Annotated in this window: 11 protein-coding genes; 4 read left to right on the forward strand and 7 right to left on the reverse strand. The window is 43.6% G+C overall.

Annotation, left to right across the window (positions count from 1 at the left end):
* Window positions 1-23: 23 nt before the first annotated feature.
* Window positions 24-785 carry an SDR family oxidoreductase gene (locus tag JMW39_RS00065; RefSeq protein ID WP_201542907.1) on the reverse strand — a complete coding sequence of 254 codons (762 nt, stop codon included), beginning with the start codon at window positions 783-785 and terminating at the stop codon, window positions 24-26.
* Window positions 786-1,032: 247 nt separating this feature from the next.
* On the opposite strand from JMW39_RS00065, the gene JMW39_RS00070 reads away from it, so the two are divergent.
* Window positions 1,033-2,433 (forward strand): DUF2868 domain-containing protein, encoded by a 1,401-nt coding sequence (locus tag JMW39_RS00070; protein ID WP_201542908.1) that lies wholly within the window; start codon window positions 1,033-1,035, stop codon window positions 2,431-2,433.
* A gap of 21 nt (window positions 2,434-2,454) precedes the next feature.
* Window positions 2,455-4,107, forward strand: coding sequence for a DUF3482 domain-containing protein (locus JMW39_RS00075; protein WP_201542909.1), 1,653 nt, complete (start codon window positions 2,455-2,457; stop codon window positions 4,105-4,107).
* Between the two features lie 46 nt (window positions 4,108-4,153).
* Here JMW39_RS00075 and JMW39_RS00080 read toward each other — a convergent pair whose 3' ends face one another.
* The 3 genes from JMW39_RS00080 to JMW39_RS00090 form a co-directional block, all read right to left on the reverse strand.
* Entirely contained in the window at window positions 4,154-5,188 is a 1,035-nt protein-coding gene (locus tag JMW39_RS00080) for an ArsA family ATPase (RefSeq protein WP_201542910.1), read from the reverse strand.
* Window positions 5,189-5,273: 85 nt separating this feature from the next.
* Entirely contained in the window at window positions 5,274-5,588 is a 315-nt protein-coding gene (locus JMW39_RS00085; RefSeq protein WP_227679084.1) for a cory-CC-star protein, read from the reverse strand.
* Between the two features lie 120 nt (window positions 5,589-5,708).
* Window positions 5,709-7,388 (reverse strand): carbon starvation protein A, encoded by a 1,680-nt coding sequence (locus JMW39_RS00090; RefSeq protein ID WP_201542911.1) that lies wholly within the window; start codon window positions 7,386-7,388, stop codon window positions 5,709-5,711.
* A 331-nt stretch (window positions 7,389-7,719) separates the two neighbouring features.
* On the opposite strand from JMW39_RS00090, the gene JMW39_RS00095 reads away from it, so the two are divergent.
* Together JMW39_RS00095 and JMW39_RS00100 are read left to right on the forward strand one after the other, a co-directional pair.
* Window positions 7,720-8,388, forward strand: a complete 669-nt coding sequence (locus tag JMW39_RS00095) for a hypothetical protein (RefSeq protein WP_201542912.1) — start codon at window positions 7,720-7,722, stop codon at window positions 8,386-8,388.
* A 90-nt stretch (window positions 8,389-8,478) separates the two neighbouring features.
* The gene (locus JMW39_RS00100) at window positions 8,479-9,042 is read left to right on the forward strand and encodes a hypoxanthine-guanine phosphoribosyltransferase (protein WP_201542913.1); all 564 of its coding nucleotides are present in this window, start codon (window positions 8,479-8,481) and stop codon (window positions 9,040-9,042) included.
* A 116-nt stretch (window positions 9,043-9,158) separates the two neighbouring features.
* On the opposite strand, the gene recD is transcribed toward JMW39_RS00100, so the two are convergent.
* The 3 genes from recD to JMW39_RS00115 all read right to left on the reverse strand — a co-directional run bounded on the left by recD (window position 9,159) and on the right by JMW39_RS00115 (window position 20,359).
* Complete coding sequence (gene recD / locus JMW39_RS00105) at window positions 9,159-11,384, reverse strand: exodeoxyribonuclease V subunit alpha (protein WP_201542914.1); 2,226 nt, start codon at window positions 11,382-11,384, stop codon at window positions 9,159-9,161.
* A 45-nt stretch (window positions 11,385-11,429) separates the two neighbouring features.
* Window positions 11,430-15,917 (reverse strand): UvrD-helicase domain-containing protein, encoded by a 4,488-nt coding sequence (locus tag JMW39_RS00110; protein WP_201542915.1) that lies wholly within the window; start codon window positions 15,915-15,917, stop codon window positions 11,430-11,432.
* A 77-nt stretch (window positions 15,918-15,994) separates the two neighbouring features.
* Window positions 15,995-20,359: an exodeoxyribonuclease V subunit gamma gene (locus JMW39_RS00115; RefSeq protein WP_201542916.1), complete on the reverse strand. Its 4,365-nt coding sequence runs from the start codon at window positions 20,357-20,359 to the stop codon at window positions 15,995-15,997.
* Window positions 20,360-20,419 lie beyond the last annotated feature (60 nt).

Genomic DNA, 20,419 nt, shown 5'->3' on the forward strand with positions numbered 1-20,419 from the left:
TTAATAGTGTTTTTACCAATCTTTTACCAAGGAATGGACTGACCTGCCCAATCGACAAAACAACCAGATTGGGCGGCAGTCATACTATCAAGCATTTCTATTAAGTGTTCAGCGCTATAAGATGGCGAGAATAGCTTTTCGTCAGCCACATTGCTTTGAAAGGGTGATGATAACTGGGTATCAACCGTACCGGGTTGCATGACGACCACGCAGACAGCCTTTAGCGACCGATTCCATTCAATACTCAAATTTTTCATACCCATATTCAGTGCCGCTTTACTCATACGGTAGCTGTACCAACCGCCAAGCTCATTGTCACTAATACTACCCACACGAGCCGATATGGTCGCAAAGACTGCAGGGTTGTCAGCGTCACGTTCAGCTTTTGCAAGTAATGGCTTGATATGCTTGGCAATAAGCAGACTGGCTAAGGCATTAATCTGCATATTCTGTAAAAAAAAGTCAGTCTCTAGTTGTCGTAGCGCTTTTTCTGGTTGATTATTTGGCGTATGCAATAACCCCACACAGTTAATCACCCAATCGATATGAGTGGCTTGCTGCTTAATCTCAGTAACGGCTTGTTCAATGCTTTTCTCATTGCTGACATCAATCGGTAACCAGTGCAAATTATCGGCGGTAAAGTCAGGCTGATTTGTATGATAAGTGGCAAATATTTTTCCGTTGCCACTGCTTTTATTATTAGCAGTCATCTCTATTAGCTGTTTAACAATCGCCTGACCAATACCGCCGCTACCGCCAACGATTAAGTAGTTTTTTTTATTCATAAAGCATTCCTTATTGCTATCTGTATTATGAGCTGTTGCTAATCTGCATTCATTTTGGCGTATTTACTTTACATTTACTATGCTAAAACGCTAAGAATAATAGAAGTTATCGCTATTCTATATAGGCTACAATAATCACTGAGGGGTAAATACTCGACATCTATCAATTGAGATGTCTAAATGCCTTTAACGTTTAATCTTAACGTTTTAACTTTAACAAACGCCTTTATACGGATATCATCGCCCTATGCTATCGCCCCAAGACCAATTGACCGAGCTGGTACGGACGCTTGAGACGCAGCAACATGTCTTTGCCACTGACCCGCTACTCATCACAGAAAAGCTGCAAGGTGAGGATGGGAAACCCATGCAAAAGTTGCATCGCCGCGCCTCGCGTATAGATAGTAACGGTGCGCTGGTACGTGTGCTCGGTAAGATTGATGGTCGTATCAAAGGTATTATGCTAGTTATGAGCGTGGTGTGGTGCATCTCGGGGTTTTTGGGGTTGTTTACCCTACTACAGACCAATGTAGTGAATTTCTTTTATGTGCTGGTCTGTCTGCTTGGGTTTCATACGATTATGCTGTTAGGCTGGCTAGTCATGACTTTGATTAATCAAGGTAAGCAGTCGTCAAATTGGTTTGCCAGTTTCGTGAGCCCAAGCTATCTGATACGTGGTAAGGACGATATCACCAAAGCGGCGGTTGATTTGTACGAGCGTCAATTACAACATAGCGGTATGCGTTGGTATCTAGGACGCTTTAGCCATCAATTATGGCTAGCTACCTTGACCGGTATGCTGCTGGCGATCATATTTTTGTTGATCGTGCGTCAGTACAGTTTTAGCTGGGAGTCGACATTACTCTCTGATCAGGCTCTTATCACTTTGACTCAAGTACTCGGCTGGTTACCAAGTATGGTAGGATTTACGGTGCCGGACAGTGCCGCTATCGTTCAGAGCCGTTTAGTGACTGACGCTATGCCCTTATCGATGGCGCGGCAATGGGCCGGCTTATTGGTCGGTAGCTTGCTGATGTACGGTATTGTACCAAGGGCGATTGCTTGGGCATTTTGCGCATTGATGTTCCGCCGTAAAAAGATGCGCTTGGATATCAAGCAGCCGTATTATCAAAAGATTCTGAACTTTTGGCAGCGTCATGTGGTCGATGAAGATGATTTTAAAGCAGCGCCCGCTCCTGTCGCGCCAAAAGCGACGCTTAGTACTGGCAAGAAACTGGTTGCTTTACTTGAATACCCATCACAGCAGGATAATTGGTGGCAATCAGGACTTAATGCCGATATTAGTAGCAATAGTAACGTTAGTAATGTTGAGAACTTCGGTATTCTTGACGACCGTGATGATATGGATCGATTAATGACTTACTTGGACAGCCATCCGGTTCAAGTACTATTAGGCATTCATAGCAAGGCTTTACCCGACCGAGGTACGCTGCGTAAACTTGATCGTATTGCCGAACATGCCGCAGACGGCCTTATTGTACAACTGCTCAGTGATGCCAACACTGCTAACACCAACTTGCAAGAGCAAGACTCAGAAAACCAAGACGTTCGTTATCAGCAATGGCAAACTGCCCTTGCCGCTCGGAAAATTGGTCTAGTGACGTCCTCTAATATCGATACTCAATAATATTAATAATAAGATTCTATTATGAATAATCAAAACAATAACGATCAAAATAACAATCAAGATGATGCTAAACCTGTCGGTCTCTTTGCCGATAAAGCCTATGGGCCAACACCCGACTCAGAAAACGATTCAAAGAATACCAATACAGAGCTATCGTTGAATAAACAGACATTGCATAAAAAAGCGTCAGATGAGCAAGTCCTACCTGTTAATACTGCCTCTAAAAAAACCATTGCCAGTGGCGAAGCACTGAAACTAGCGGTCGTTGGTCATACCAATACGGGTAAAACGTCACTATTACGCACGTTACTACGTGATGTTTATTTTGGGGAAGTAAAAAACGAAGCAGCAACCACCCGCCATGTAGAGCAAGCAAAATTGACCGACAGCCAAACGGGCGAAGTATTGGTGGTGCTTTATGACACACCGGGTTTAGAAGATGCTTCAGGGTTAATGGATTGGCTAGAAGACAACACTGCCAGTCGCCGTGATGGTATTGAGCGTTTGCAGCAGTTTTTGGCAGCCGACATTGCCCAAGGCGGCGATGCGCTAACTAGCAATGAGGACTACAGCCAAGAAGCCAAAGTCATCCGTCAGCTACTGGCAAGTGATATGGCCATCTATGTCGTCGATGCGCGTGAGCCGGTACTCGGTAAGTATAAAGATGAGCTGGCTATTTTATCTTGGGCGGCGATACCTGTTATGCCGGTATTTAATTTTACTGACAGTCAAGATGCGAATATCGATGAATGGCAGACGATGCTGGCAAGACGTAATTTGCACATCTCAACGCGTTTTGATTCCGTGGCTTTTGAGTTTAAGGATGAGATGCGCTTATGGCAAAATCTTACCACTATGCTTACCCATTCTGAGATGCTTGAACAACTGATGGCACGCCGTACGGAAAACTGGGCGCAGCTCTATGAAGAAGCCAATATAATCATTGCGGATTTTTTATTAAATGTCGCATCATTTGTGCGTGAAATTAGTGAAGATGATGACCCAATGCCCGTGCTTGCACAAATGCAAGAAGCGGTCAGACAGAGTGAACGTGCAATGCAGCACAACCTGCTTAACTTATATAAATTTTATGATAACGCCGTGGCAGCAACGCCGCTTGAGTTACAAGCCTATCAGCAAGACCCTTTTGATCCTGAACTGCTCAAAAGCTATGGTATTCGCACGACATCGGGTGCAGCAGCGGGCGCATTATTAGGCTTGGGCATTGATGCTGCAGCATTGGGTACCACTTTAGGTTTGGGCGCGGCCATTGGCGGTATCGCAGGCGGGCTATTATCGAATACCAGTAGTATCGCTGATAGAATCACTGGGGTAAAACGTTTGTATATCGACCCTGCCACCCTAACCTTACTCGCAACTCGAGCGATAGATTTACTCACCGCCCTGTGTCATCGTGGTCATGCGGCAACCGATGCCACCCAACTGATATATAGCGGCGCAAAAAATAATGCTGAAATGTCAACTAACGAAAATAAAGATAATGTCGTGACGCCATGGCCACCACATAAATTACCAAGTGAGCTTAAAAAAGCTCGTGGCAAACCGCAGTGGTCGTCGCTTAGTAGCGGTAAGTCCGAACAGGCTCAGCTACTGCGTACAGATATGGCATGGTCGCTGGCAAGCAAATTACAATTATATAAGCCTGAGCATTAACAGTCGATTTATTATATTTTTCAAACATCTGGTTTTCAAACAACCTTTACGATGATGGGCGTAATAGCATACTTAATGCTTCAGTACCGCGTACGTCTGTTTGCTGCAGATAGATCGGATACAGTGGATAATTGGTAAACGTGTTTTCAATATCCTGCAGCAATTGCTGTTGCCGCTCGGCACGAAGACGCCAAAAATCATCTGACTGAGTTGGTGCTATCAGCTGATTAATGACTACCGCGGCTGGTGTGAGTTTACTCTCTTCCAGTTGTTCGATAGCGCGTTTGGTTTCTGCTAAGGGCAATACGTCGGCAGTCATAATTAAAACAATCGCTGTCTTTGTACGGTCATGGAGTAGTATCCCTGCTTGTCGAAACAGCTGTTTACGTTTTTCTAGCACTGCTACGGCTTGCTCCCAGCGGTCGGGTTTTTTTGGGGCAAAAGGATTGGCTATATCATGCTTCTGATTGCTGCTCTGACTTTTATCTCTTTGGTTATGGCTGTCTAAATGGTTTGCGACTGAGCGTAATTTTGCCTGTCGCCGTTGCTGTGCTAGCAGCCCATCTGTCCACGCGCCCATCATCTCTGGCAATACGAGTAAGCGCAATGTATGCCCAGTTGGTGCGGTATCAAATATGATATGTTCATAATTGGCATTTGCAGCCGTGATTAAATGCTGACACATAGATTCGAGCATAGCCGCTTCTTGTGCGCCAGGTGCTGACTTTGATAGTCGCAGATGCTCACGGATTTTGGGCATCATATCTGGATTGGCATAAGATTTAATGGTGGATTCAACTTGAGCAAAATGCACATCGACGATGACATCGGGGTTGAGCTCAATAGCATCAAGATACGGCGTGATGGCAGTTTTTTCGTTATTGAGCCGTACATTTAATACATCACCCAAGCTATGCGCTGGATCGGTTGAGACAATCAAGGTCTTTTTTTGCTGGCTCGCATAATAACTGGCCAGTGCCGCGGCAGTCGTGGTTTTACCGACTCCGCCTTTGCCACCAATAAATATGATAGGTTGCGTCGATAGTTGGTCTACTAATCCATGTAGAGGATGTAATGCCATATTGGTATCTCAATTTTAATTCACATAAACTTTTATTCATTCATCTTTTATCATTTTTTTCTTATAAAGCCAACCAGCAGATGACCTAACAGCAACCGACGTGGTCAAAGGGGCATTTATCCATACCCATGCGTGTATGCCATTCATGGAAGTTTTCTAAAAATAGCGGCTGTAACTCTAAGGTATAAAAGCTGGCAGGATTATCAATGCCTAGGCTCTCTGCAAACATCAGCAGCATAAAGAAATCTTCTTCATCACGTGCCGCGCGTGCCATCGTCTGGCGATAAGGGGCATGATAAAACTCATTTAATCCTGCCGCAAAACGTTGCCACCATGGTGCTTTGTCTTCTAATTGCTTTGCCTTGCCTTCTAGCTCTCTTGGTATCGGGTTATCTTCCATGATTTACTCACTTCTGCTTATTTCTTACCATCTATCATGCCTATCTCATACAAAAAACGCCAGCAATTGCTGCTAGCGCTTTTTATTGATACAAGTGTATATGATAGCTTTTAATCTCAATTAGGAATCCGTTTTACCTTTATGTAATGTCCATTCTTTACGCAGTACTGATAGACTTTCGAACGTTACTAGAATCGTTGCGATTAAGATAATAATGTCCATAATGATAAGCAGCCAATTGCCATCTGTAAAAAAGGTTTTTAGCTGAATTAATAAGGCAAAGACAGTCATAACGAGCAAGAATGACAAGGGTGCTAAGGTGTACCAAACTGGCTTACCTTTACGTAATAATATAATCGTGACAATCATTAGGGTTAAAGCCGCCATGAGCTGATTGGTAGTACCAAATAATGGCCAAATAATCATGCCGCCCGCGCCATCAATACCACCGGCGCCAAATGCTAATAATAGACAGCTGCCGACAGCAAGAAAAGTGGCTACGACACTCTTACTTAGCACTGGAATATTATAAAACTCACCAAACTCTTGGAATATATAACGTTGTAAACGGACACCAGTATCCATCGTAGTGCCGGCAAATAAGGCTGCCATAACAGTCAGCATCGTTTGTGAAAGTACCATATCGATACCAACGCCTGCATTTAATATGGTCGCACCACCATCAATAAAGGCGCCAATAGAACCGTCGCCAAATTTTTGATAAACCGCTTGCCAATCGCCGAGTGTCGCAAAACCTGCGGTGGCCGCAAGAATGGCACCCAATGCGAGCATGCCTTCACCCATGGCACCAAAATAACCAACGAAGCGCACATCGCCTTCTTTATCAATCTGCTTAGAAGTCGTTCCGGTCGCCACTAAGCCATGGAATCCTGAGATAGCCCCGCAAGCAATAGTAACGAACAATAATGGCATTAATGAAGGCGTACCGATGGGTAAATCGTGATTAATCGCTGGCGCAACAATGTTTGGCGTCGCAATAAATACGGCTGCATACAATAAAATCAAACCAACAAATAATTGTAGCCCATTAATATAATCGCGCGGCTGCAGTAGCATCCATACTGGTAATAATGAGGCAATCGCGGCATAGGCAAATAAGATAATAATCCATATGGCGTTATCAGGTAGTCCCATAAAGGTCTCTGGTAACACTACTGGAAACATGGGACCGAGATAGATAAGTCCATATAAAGCGACGACGCCAATGATGGATACCCAAACCAGATTCATCTTATAACGATAAATACACTGACCGATAATAAAGGCTACAACCAATGCGCCCCAGACAGGTAACACAGAAGACGGCGTTTTTATCATCATATTGGCAATAGCGACGCCAAATACCGCGTTCACCATTAATAATAATAGAAAAATAACCACCATCATTAAGCTACGCACACGTGTGCCCATGACGGTACCAGCAATCGAGCCAATAGATTGACCTTTATTGCGCATACTGGCCCAAATGGCTGACATATCATGTACGCCTGCCATAAAAATGGTGCCTAAAACAACCCAAATAATAGCGGGCACCCAGCCCCAAATAACCGCAATAGCAGGACCGATAATTGGTGCCGCTCCTGCTACAGAGGTAAAATGATGCCCCCACAATACATATTTATTGGTGGGGATATAATCTACCCCATCCTTCATCGTATGGGCTGGCGTGGGACGACTGTTATCCAAGGCCAAAATCTTAGTGGCGATAAATTTTGAGTAAAATAGATAACCGCAAAGCATTGCGGCCACACCAACCACCAGTACAATAGCACTATTCATCTTATCTCTCCCTAGACAAGTATTAGATAGCCTTATAAGTTCAAGCTTTTTAAATCAAAATCTTAAAAATATGCTAGATTAGTGAGCAGTGAGTGACTCGGCTCACTGTTTTTCGAGAAACAGTTGTTAAGAAAACAGCTATTAAGGAAATAACAGCACTTCTTCTTATCATTAACGGCTAACAAAGCATAGCATTTTAAGATTCAGACACCTGGCTAATTAGCCATAAAGTATGATGAGTCTTTACTTATTCTGTGGTTTAAATAGTAACTTATTTAACAGTAAATGTAACGTTGGTGAAACATTAAAAACAATAAATACAGGGATTAAAATGACACATTATTTTGGATTCGTACCTTCAGATGAATTGAAAGCGTTGATTATTGAGGCGGAGCAAGTCATTGAATCAAACGACAAAACAGATTATTACCCATATCGTGATGCACTTACCCATCAAACGGCGCGCGACCTTACGGATAAATTATTGGTTGGACTGGTAGATATTATTCCAAATCCTGAGCGCCAAGCCTCTATGCGTAAAATCGTTGGTACGATTGAACGGGCGACGGATACCCTACTCAATATTCTATTGGGTAAAGAAAACAACGAAGAAGTAATGCCAAGCTTTCATTTTTTGAGAGATCAAGCGACCTTTATTGATAACGAAGGTGTGAAGCGTATCGGTTTTAAATTATCAGATGCAGACGCTAAAATCATTGATGACGGTTTTGCGGCGATTACACCCGAACACGTTGACAGAGTGGCATTTAAAAAAGCACTTGAGACCGTAAATGAAGAGACATTAACGCATTTTATCAGTCGCTACTCTGAAACGTTGAAACTTGGCATGATTAAGCGTAAGTCTGTGCCAGTTGCAAAAGCCGCTATTGATAAAGGTATGAGCATGGCATTAAATAAACTGCTACCTGACTTACCTGATGCGTCATTAAACCGTTTGGCGAATTATTATCGTCCTTTTATCGTGAAAAAGCCTGAATAACGAATATTATGTTTTTATTAAGACTGTAGTGTTGGGCAAATTTGCTAAAATTTGCTAAAATAGGCGGCACTTTTATCAAAGGCGCAACTCATGACCCAAATTAGTAATCAAGAAATCGAAAAAACCCTGCGCAACTCAGAGTGCCTAATCAGCAGTATCGAAGTAGCCGCTGCTTATGAGCGCCTTGCCGCCCAACTCAACCTACATTATGCCGGTTTAAACCCAATCGTGATGGTGGTTATGAACGGTGGGCTTATCCCAGCCGGTCAACTACTGACTCATCTAACGTTCTACCATCGCATGCATTATATCCATGCGTCGCGCTATCGTGATAACGCCGGTACCAATGAGCTTGATTGGAAATTCAAACCTGATGTGAGCATCGAAGGCGAACACGTCTTATTGATTGATGATATTTTTGACGAAGGCATCACGCTAAAAGCCATCGTTGAAGAATTGGGTAAAGAAAATCCGTTATCTATTGAGTCTTGCGTGTTGCTAAATAAAGAGCACGATCGTAAGGTTGCAGACTTTGATGTTGATTTTGTTGGTATCAATGTCGCAGACCGCTATGTTTATGGCTGTGGTATGGATTTCCATGGTTACTTGCGCCATTTGCCTGGTATCTATGCTATTAAAGAAGACAAAATGTAAATCTGAAAATTCAAGTTTAAAAAAGCATCCGATATAGGATGCTTTTTTTTACGCTATTTTTTTACCTTTTTATAACCTTCAACGAACTGATAATCTTAAAAGGTAGAATCAACCGCCTACTCTAGCAGTTTTTCAAACTGTAAGCTCAGTCCAGTTTGACGCATCGTTGGTGTTGATAATGCGGAGGTCAATGCCGAGGCAGTGCTAAAAATAGAAACTTGTTTTTTAGCGCGTGTGACAGCCGTATAAATCAACTCTTGGCTTAATAAGCGTGCATTATTATCATCGAAGCTAATCGCTACATGGTCAAATTCCGACCCTTGGGATTTATGAATGGTCATCGCATACGCAGTCGCAATCATCTCATCACTTAGCATATTGATATTAACACCCTGTTTTTTGTTCTCAAAAAATACCTGTAGTCGCCCTTTTTCTACTTGCAGACAGATACCGATGTCACCGTTAAATAGCCCTAGCTCATAATTATTTTGCAATACCATGACTGGACGACCGTGATACCAAGGTGATTTGGAAAGTGGTAACTTTAACTGAGTTTTATGCTGCTCGCTCAGATAATTATTGATGTAATGGTCACCGCAGCGGCCATGATGCCCAGCCGTTAAAACTCGAAAACGATTAAGTAGCTCTATAAGCTCACCAAACTCAGTAAGATATTCTTTAGTTGGTATGGATTTCGCTATTTTAATCTTATTTAGTATTTTATTGGTTTGGTTGAAGTATTTAAGGTAATTATTGGATATTACTTTGAGAAATTTATAATTACTTAGGCTATTTTCTATCTTATTATTAATTCTACTGCTGTCAGTTTCTTCATTATTGCCCGCTGTCAGATGATAAAAACTTAATGCGTCATCCTTTTGAAGAAGCTGCCAAACAGCGTCCATATTTTCGCTTCGGTTCTGACTCTTATCTGTTTGGTTAATCAGTTTAGCAAGCTTACCAATACCTGAATCCTCTTTAAACCGGCGACTGGCGATTAAACGTTGGTGCACGTCTTGTAGCGCCTCTATACGGCACAAATCTGCCAATACAGCCCCCGCATCGACCGCTGCTAGCTGATTGGCGTCACCAAGTAGTATCAGCCGCGCATTGGGCTTTATGGCGCTCACTAGATGATTGGCAAGCTCTACACCAAGCATCGAAGCTTCATCAACGATGACGATGTCTTCACTGAGTGGATTATCTTTATGGTAGCGTGGGCGCCCGCCCTGCCCGATGCCGAGCAAGCGATGTATGGTTTTCGCCTCTGGCAGTTGCATAGAGACACCTGCTTGCTGTATGGCATTCTGCAACGACTCTTGCATACGTTGCGCCGCCTTCCCTGTCGGAGCCGCTAGTGCTAAATTGGCTTTTGACTCACTACCCTTCTCATCTGCTGCTTGTTCTTGCTGTAGTGCCATGACTAACTGGGCAACGGTAAAGGTCTTGCCGGTCCCTGGCCCACCAGTGATAATACTAAATGCTGAGCGATTGGCCATATGGATAGCATCTTGCTGCTCATCAATTAGCGACGAACTTAGTTTAATCGGTAGCTCAACAAGGCTTTGATTTTTAATACGCAGCACATGCTGCGCCAGAGCGAATTCTGCTTGCCAAGTACGATGCAACCACAAAGTTATTTTTATAGATTGATTATTTAAGTCCTCGTCTATTTGAAAGACAATGGGACTTGTAATATCGTTTTTATCTTTTGTGTTGCTATTAAAAAGTGCGTGTTTACTTAATAATTCACTGAAATCGCTTAGGCTAATTTCTTTCGAGTCAGTACTATTAGCTATATCTTTTAGCGATTGATAAAGCTTTACCCAAGCTTTTCGGCGCTGCTCTAATATGCGTTTGTCATAGGCTGACAGTGTGGATTGGCGTAATGCCGACTCCCAAATAGAATCTTCTTCTAGCAGCTCATTAATAGATATGTCTGTCATATTGGTGTTGGTGAATGCCGACCACAGCGGCTGTACTAAAGGTTGTAATAGCTGTTGCTGCCAAGCAAATAGCCCATTATCGGCATTCATAGCCTCACCGCTTGCGACGTTATGAAAAGCATCAAGCGCTAGAACGGTATGCCCTTCCTCTAAACGCTGCACCAGCACTTCAAATAGCGTCTCAAACAACCAATCTTGCATGTCACCCGACTCATTTGAGCTATTGGGTAGCAGCTGACTTTGATAGGCAGTCTGCGTTTGTGCGCGGCGCTGCAATAAATATTGGCTAATCGTCGTCGCCCAACTATTGCCAGCGTTATCACCGACAGTATTTTGAGCGCTATTTGTTGCTTTTGCTGGCTTGCTCACGCTGTTTATACTTTTAACATCACTCATTATTTATCCATTTTTATCATTATTTTAAGGTTATTAATTTAAAAATTATAAAGCGCTAGGGCTACCAAACATCTCATCCAACGCTTTGACCAGCTCAAACGGTATTTGCCACTGAATCCGCCCATAATTATGTGCACCTTGTGAGTCAATACCACGCAAGAATACATACTCTACTGCGCCTAAATACTGTGTTTCATTACCGACGTAACCCTTTAAACGCAAGCGTAAAAACCGATGCAAAGCGACTTGATAAATGGCGGCTTGTAACCAGTAACCTGCTTTATTCATAGCGGCGCTTAGATTTTCGTTGTTATAATTACTTAGGCTATTTCCTAAATAGTTACTTTTATAGTCCACCACGTAGTACTTGCCAGCGTACTCATAAACGAGGTCAATCTCACCGCGTAAGTACCGATAAATATGATTCGCATACTGCGGAGTGAGCTCAATATGTTTCTCAGGCTCATCAGGTAAATACTGCGCAAAGATGCGGTTGATACCTTCAGGGGTAAAGTCTTCTGACAATCCCATGTTAAAGCCAAGCTCAGCGATACGCTTTTTAGGCGCTATTGCTTGTAAAGGCTGTCCAGAGGCCAGTAATGGAGCAGCCAATACATCAGCTACCCAAGCCATTAGCTCTTCATGAGCAACCCCTAGCTGACTTGTCTCAGTCAAATCGATATTGTCGGCATCAGGCTCGACAGGTAATGTCTTGCCTTGTTGTAATCGCTGCTGAGCGCTAGCGCTGGCATAACTGATCGGTAGCTGATACTGACGAATACTTTGATCAATAATAGCGGACCATTTACTATTATCTGTAAAGTCTATCTTTTCAAAAATCTCATGCAAGAATGTACCGGCATTTGCACCCTTCACAAAGCGGAAGCGAATATCGTCACTGGATACTAGATTGCTCTCATTACCGTTTAATGAGACCGTTTTACGCTCACCATCACTTTGAGACACCTGAGAATCAGAAGCCAGATGCATACTATCGGTTAGGTCTAAGTCATCTTCTATCGCATCATCAAACACCGCTAATGCTTGACTCTTTTCGCCAAGCTGACGCGATAGTGCGGTAAAGCTGGTCTTAGCCCAGCCTTTGAACGAGTTTAGTTGTATCTGGGCATAAGCGCTTTGGTAATTAATGCGCCTTAGCGTCTGTAACTCAGAGGAGGCATTAATATGGTTAGTATGTTGAGGCGTTTTACTGGTCTTAAGCATAGTTTCAGCGATGGGCTCAATCGTTGTATATTCTAGCCAGTCCACATAATCTTTTAGATAGTCTGGTAATTCAAGATTCTTACCTTTACCGTTTAGCCACTGGGCAATTGGTTTTAGATGATCGTCCTGATTTTTGCCAGAATCACTAAACACCATATATAATTGCTCACTGGCACGTGTAAAAGCAACGTAAGCCAGTCGTCTGAGCTCTTCATAGTTTTCTGTGGTTTCAAACTGGGTGTAATAATCGGTTGGCTTTTCACCTTTAGCAGATTTACTATAGCGCTTGCCTTTACTGGCAGACAGACGGCGTTCTGTCTTATTTTCTTCTGCCTCATGGTCATATAAAAATAGATTATTTTTGCTACGCTCACCAGCTTTTTTACTAGCAGCGTCCATGCCAACAACATAGACAATCGGGAACTCAAGGCCTTTAGATTTATGAATAGTCATAAGCTGCACACCTGACTCTGTCGGTAGTGGCTGCTGCTGCGCCCATTCTGGCGTACGGCTACTATTCATATTTTTCTTATACCAAGCGAGCAGCTCATGCTCACCGATATGCATACCATGCTGTGCTAAGATATCGAGCAAATGACGCAAGTCCATCAAGTAGCGAGCACCGTCTTCTATGTCAGCAAGCCCCACCCACACATTTTGGCTCTTTGCTTGTCTATCGGATGACAAGCTATTTGCGCTAACCATAGGGTTACGAGCAAACAAATAATGCAATGCCGATAAAATACCATTGTGCTGCCAATGCGAAGCAGCAGTCTTTAAATACAACTGGAAGTCTTGATAGCGTTGTTTTAATTCTGCTTGCTCGGTATCTGTTTTTCTGTCCGTTTGAGCAACATTAGTAAGAGCATCGCTTTCACTGCTTTCGTTTCCTTCATCGTCATCGAGCATCAAAGCTTGTACGTCATTGAGACTCATCTGATAAAAATTACTGGTCAATACGCGGTTAATGATGTCACGGCGATGTGGTCGCAGCATGGCTTCTAACAAGGCGGCTAAGTCAGCAGCGATAGCCGTATCAAAGACATTTTTTTCAGCGGTTTCTAGCGTTGGGACACCAAGCTTGCTGAGCATGTCTTCAACTTGCTTTAGCTCATGCTTACGACGACCCAGAACACCAATATCACTTGGCTTAATAGCTCGTCCTTCTATCGTTTGCCCACTTGCCAGCAACGCCGCGATATGCAACGCGGTAAGCTCAAATGCATTATGCTTGGCTTGTTTGTCATAAGGCAGATGAATCACACTAACAGGGCTATTAGATAAGATATCAGTATTTTCCGCTTGCGCCTTTACCTGCCCTTCTATAGGCGTTTGCCATGAAAGTCGGGAGTTCGTGTTAGCAGCGGTTATATGCTGGTAGTAAATACTCTTACCCAACTGCGCCAATTGACTGGCCTTATCAAAGCTTGCATCTTGCAATTCTGAAGTCGGTCTGCCAAACCAGTGGTTCAGGGCAGTAATCAAGCGCTCATTAGAGCGGCGATTGACATCAAGCGTCATAATCCTGTCTTTGGCAAACATGGACTTCATCGCATTATAGTTAGCAACGTCACCACCGCGAAACCCGTAAATCGCTTGTTTTGGATCACCAACGAGCAATAGGAAGCCGCGATTGTTACTCTGGTTCACACTATCATTACTCTTAGAAAGATAAATACGCTCAATCATGCGCGCCTGCTCACCATTGATATCTTGTGACTCATCAATCAACGCCACCGGATAATGATGGCGAATATAACGTGCTAGCCGCTCACCTTGCTTACCTGACAATGCTTGGTTTAAGCGTACCATTTGCAGAGCGAAAGTAGTCTCACGACGCGCTTCTAATATCGATGGCAGTTTTTGGCGCACTTTGAGGGCGATGTCGCGGTTAAGGTTTTCGACAAGCGCATCAAGATACATCTCTATCTGGTTGGCGTAATCACAGACTGTTTTTAAGGCTTGAATACTAGGTAAACTGATAAACGTTGCCCGCTCTTGTTCTTTATTGGCATTAAAACCTTTACCACCTTCTTCTTTGGTTAAAAAAGCGAGGGGCAACGCATCATAAAACTTCTGTGTGTCCTCATCTAAATGCGCAAAAAATAAGGTACCGTTTTTTTCGATAGCAGACTGAATATGATAAATTCTATCAATTTTAGCACCAAGACCCGCGGTACCATGAAACCCTTGTGCCTTGCGATAGTCTTTGCTGAAATATGGCTCGACATCCTTTAAATCACAATTTTTAAACGCATCTAACGCTTGCTGATAAGCGCTAAAGTCTATCTCTGCTCCCATCTCAACATTCTCGATAGGCGTTGAAATAAATTGCATGGATTTTTGCGCGACGCCAATATGATCAGCAGGCGCAGTCAAACGATTGGTATGCTGCAATAACTGATAAATCTCGTGCTTTTGGTTAAACAGATAGCTGTGATGTGCGCGTACGGCATCATGAATGATGCTTTCTATCACTATTTGTTCTTGGTCGCTTATCTGTACGCCTTGTTGATACCCAGTTTCGGCACTATATTCAGACAGCCATTTTTGTGACAAGCTATCCAAGGTACCAACAAACAGTTTATCTAATGTCGTTAGTACCAATGCACAGCGCCTCATAGCATCTGCTAATGGATAATCTTCGGTATGATCTAATAAATATATCAGCAGGTGGCTATTAATGGAATCTGCCATCAAGTCGGCGTTACCAGATAGCTTAGCCTTTTCTTCTAACCATTCTTTACGTGCCTGACGTTGCTCTGCACTTACCCTGTTATCTGATGTAAGCGCTTTATTATTTGATTGTTTATCGTTAGGGCTCCGTTTATCAGTATTTCTATTATTAGTCCTGTCGTTGTTAGCTACAAGCTGAGGGTAAAGAATAGAATGCGTGCTTGGGTTAGCTTGGACGTTATTGAGCCATTGTAATAATTGATAAAAATCAACCAAGCGGTCATGGATACGTTGGCGCATCTCAGCAGCAGCGGCGCGAGTAAAAGTGGTGGCAATAATATGCTCAGGCGCACGTTTTGCTTCGATGAGTAGGCGCAAAACAATACCGGTCAAAGTCCACGTCTTACCCGTACCCGCTGAGGCTTCTATCAAATACTTGCCGTTTAACTTGATACGAATCGCAGGTGGCTCTTCTGGCTTATTATCACTCTTTTCAGTTAAATCACTAACTAAATAATCGGGGCTAGCATGACTATAATCATCATCATTATTATTATAATAATCACTACTATAGACATGACCGACATTATCTAAGCCATTAGCAGTATTGATAGCGTTGTTATATTGATCCATAAAAATCACTTGTTCAAAGTCGTACGATTAACATCATTATTATTCATTAGTCATGAAATACTTAGCACTAAACGCATTTATAAGGCTATTAGCGCTTCGTCCATTGCCGAAAATAAAGGCGCTGATAAGGCTGGTAGGGCGTCTTTTAACTTGGCAAAAACATCTTGTTTATAAAGAATATATTGCCATAGCTCATGCTGTGAGCAAGTGTCATAGATAACATCGCTGTTAAAGCTCGGCCATAACCAACTTTCAAAGTCACTACGCTTCGGCTGATAATCGGTATCTTTTGCTTTGGCTTCATTGAGCTTATCAAGATAAGAAAGCGCATGAACTGGCAGCACCGTCATCGGTATCTTGCCAGCCATATGTGCAAACCTTATCCATTTAAGCAATTCTGCCAAAGCTGTATCATAAGCAATAGGCGCAAGCTCAAAAGTGGTTTTATCTTTAAACTTTTTATACTCATCGCTGCCTTTATTAAAGCGCCAAATACTTCTACCGTCGCCAGCAGCAACTTGCGCGTCAGTGGTATGGCGTGCAACCTGCCAATAAACATGCGCCAACCAAAAATGCAGTAAATATTGCGTACGTGCGCTATTGGGCCGAATATTTAACCACAGCTGAGGTGAAGATGACCGGTATTGTGATTTATCAGGGTTAGAATCAAGGCTAGAATTATGATTGTGATTGGCAACGGGCACCATACCTTTAATCTGTAATTTACCTTGTGGATTTATATCTGGGGTCACAACCGTGGTCATGGTCTCCGCACAAGGGCTTAGTAAGACTCTACTATTACTAGCACTACCATGAGCATCTATCCCTAATGACAATAGCTGATCAGCAAACTCTTGGCATTGCTGTTGCAGTTTAAGCTGCTGATACTGCAGCGTTGATTGCCGTGCCACGCCAGCTGGCATGACTGGGTCGTATAGTAGTTTGCTGAGAGGTTTCTTGGTCTGGCTACCGATACTTGCTTTATCATTTACCTCATCAGTAACGATATCGCTATCTTTATTCAATTCATCAAGCAGCTGCGTATTCACAGCATAAGCACTTAGACCTGATAATGACAAAGGCTCTTGGTGCGCCATTTCATCTTCTGGTAAGACCACATGCACTTGCTGCTCGCGTAAAAAATGCTTGGCAGGGTGACGCACTTGGTAGTATAGCGACTGCATATCAACTTGGTTAATCTCAAACCGTTCAGCCATAAATGGCGTAGCTTCATGAGGCGCAATGCTACTTGATACAATACGTTGAGCAATATTGACATAATCCTCGCTGCTAGGTAGATTAACCTTGATGGCTGGCAAGCTGGCATCATCGTGAGTATGCAAGCGCTCAAACACCTCATGCCATACTTTGGCTGGGGCGTTGGTACTTTGTTGGTACAGCTTTTCTTTTTGCATAGCACGCGCCAGCAAGTCCGTCAATGCTTGGCCATCCTCTTCGCTAGCTGTTAGGATATCTGAGCCAACGGCATCAGCTGCTGATTGCACAAATACCTCTTCGGCAAAGGGTAACGCGGGATGACGGGTCACTAACCACTGTTCAATCAGCTTGGGCAGATAACGCTGCACTTGCGCTGCCAACGCCGATTGCTCATCACCATTAACAGTCGTTAAAGATTTGCTCTTAAGCTGCTCAGTTTTTAGCGGATCCCACTGCCATTGCACTTCACCTTGTAAAAACTGCAATAACTCACTCACCGGATTGGCAGGCAAGTGCTCATGAGCATCGGTCAAGCGCTGACCATTATAAAAAATCCAACAAGCATTGCGCGCGCAGAGTAACGCATCCAAAAACGCCCCATTGTCATCATCTTCGCTAAATCTATCGCCGCGACGTGCCAGCCCAGACTTCATCAAATCATAACGATTGTCGCGGTCACGGTTGGGGAACTCAGCCAAATCCATATTGAGCATCACCACCAACCCAAACGGTACGTTACGCAGTGCACCAAAGCGTCCAAAGGTAATCACCCCTGTTGGCTCGGCACTGACCTGCTGACTTTCTAGTTCATCCTCAATACTATCAAGCATAAAACTAAGCTTTAATGGCAAATTGCTGACTTGCGATAATTTTGATTCTACTTGACTGGCTTCAAGTTGTAATAAGCTTGATAGATTCTCTGGCGTTTCGTTGTCGACTGTCGTATGCGGCCGATTGTCGTTTTCGCTATGGTAGCGCTGATAATGACGGTTGGCACGTAAACTGCTCTTAAAGCCATTCATGGCATTAAAGATGGCGCGCATGGGACGGGTTTGATCAAGGGCGCCAAAATACGGATGGATGATATGGTTCTCAATATTATTGAGCCATTTTTCGGCATTATAACGGGCTTCAAACTCGTAACGGCAATGATGTAAGCCATTATAGACACGGCATAAGGCTTCAATAATCGCCGCATCCGCCAAACTAATCGCTGACATAGGCACGGTTTTTTCCGCTAAAGCATTGTCTTGCCAGTTATCAGGATATAGGCAATCGCTAATCTGCGCCTCGGGCATGACCAAACCTAGTGCCACTTTATCTAACGCATGAGCAAAGCTAAACCGATAATCATAATCGTCCACGTCAAGCGTTTGCTGCAAATGCACTTCATCAAAACCGCGTACGAATCCTGCTTGCTCTAATAAATCACAGGCGCGGCTCATCTGCTCATGCGTTAAGCCGAGACTTTCATATAGCGGAGGCAGCATCAACCAATCAAAAACTGCAGCCCCTTCAAAGCGAGCACTCTCGCTCCCTAATAGGCCGTAAAAACCCCGTATCGCCTCCCATAACTGGCGAATCGACTTATCGACGACACCGGTGACTTTAGCCGGTAGCGTCAGACCATCTTGCCCTTCGCCATTAACAAATACCGAATTAATCAATTCATGATGACGATCGACATCAGGGAGTAATACCACGACATCAGACAGATGACGCGTGCTACCATCTTCGTTTGGCTCATTTAACCAACGTCCAATCATACCGCGTAACACTTCAAGCTGACGCTGCAAATTATGGCAAGAATGAATGCTTAGGCTATTATCATATTGCGATAATTGCCATTGGCGCGGCTGCTCATAGCGCTTACCTTTTAAACTATCGTCGCTATACCATGAGTTAGAATCATTATCTTTGCTTAGGCTATTTTTAGCATTTGTATCTTTATTACTTAAAGCGGTATTTGAATCATTCTGCATTTGCGTGCTCAGCGCAGCACTTAGACGCCCAGCGGTCGTTTGCTGCGTTGCACTTTCATCCAGCATAAGGACATCTTGTTGCAGGTGTGCGAGTAGACTGAGCGGACGCTCGGCTTGTGCATCAGTTGTAGGCTGATAGCCGACATCAAACTTATCTTGCCAATCAAGCTTAAAACCGTTTTTGTCTTCGTTACCCGATAGGCTTGCCAGCATGGCAAAGGTCTCACGCGACTGCTTGCCCAAACGCGACAATAGCGTGTGCCCATAATCTCGTAGAAACACGCTTTCAGGGTTAATCACTTGCTGACGCTGCAGCCACTGCTTATCGACAATATCTGCCCAGAACAGTTGCGACGGATTGTAATGTAATAAAGTGATATCCATGTAAGTGGATAAGCGCTGTAAGAAATTCAGCTCGTTCTGTGGCAATTGTTGAATGGTAAAAATATGCAGCTGGGTTGGCAGTATCGTTTGTATATCTACCCCACTATCAGCCTTATCTTGCGCCATGATTTGCCAAAAGCGCGTCTCAATAGAGGCGCGATGCTCATACACCGAAGCAAACAATAACCGCCATAAGTGCCGCTGAGCGACTTCAAGCTCGGTATAATGCGCAACCAACCAGTCAGGTGTGCTACCAGCATACTTATCAAACTCCATGGTTAGCTTGTCTTTTTCAGCGACCAACAGCTCGACATCAACCGCTTTATTATCAGACCATAAGGTCAGCCAATCCTCACGATGGGTCAAATAACGGCTAAATACCCGCGAAAAATCTGTCGCCAGCGACCATAGACGCACATCTTGCTGACTACGATCTGACTCTTCATCGAGTAACGCCGATAGCAGCGGATACAAAGGATGCTTATCATCGGCCATAATCTGCGCTTGATAATAAGTAAAGTAACCAAACAGCCGCCACTGCATCACAGCCCCAGTCAATACCGCAACCTCAGGCACCGTCACAATCTCTTGCGCGCGCTGATTGACCTCAAGCCAGACATTGTGCTCAGCCAAGACCTTTTGCATCAAGGTCCATTGATATTGGCCCCAAAACTTGGTGGTCACCAAGGTACTAATACCTGCTTGACTGGCAATTGATTTGTCCAACCAATCACCCAGTACCATCGATGGCACAATAACAATAAACTCTTCAAAGATAGGCAGGTTTTTAGACTGATAAGCAGTCAGTAATTGCTCAACTAAGTGTTCGGTACGGTGCGACTGAATAATGGTAAACATAAAGGATAGTCTGATTGAGTTGATAAAGTGAATGCTAAGAGGAAAACTTATACCCTCAGA

The organism is Psychrobacter immobilis, from assembly GCF_904846175.1.
GTDB classification, from domain to species: domain Bacteria; phylum Pseudomonadota; class Gammaproteobacteria; order Pseudomonadales; family Moraxellaceae; genus Psychrobacter; species Psychrobacter immobilis_E.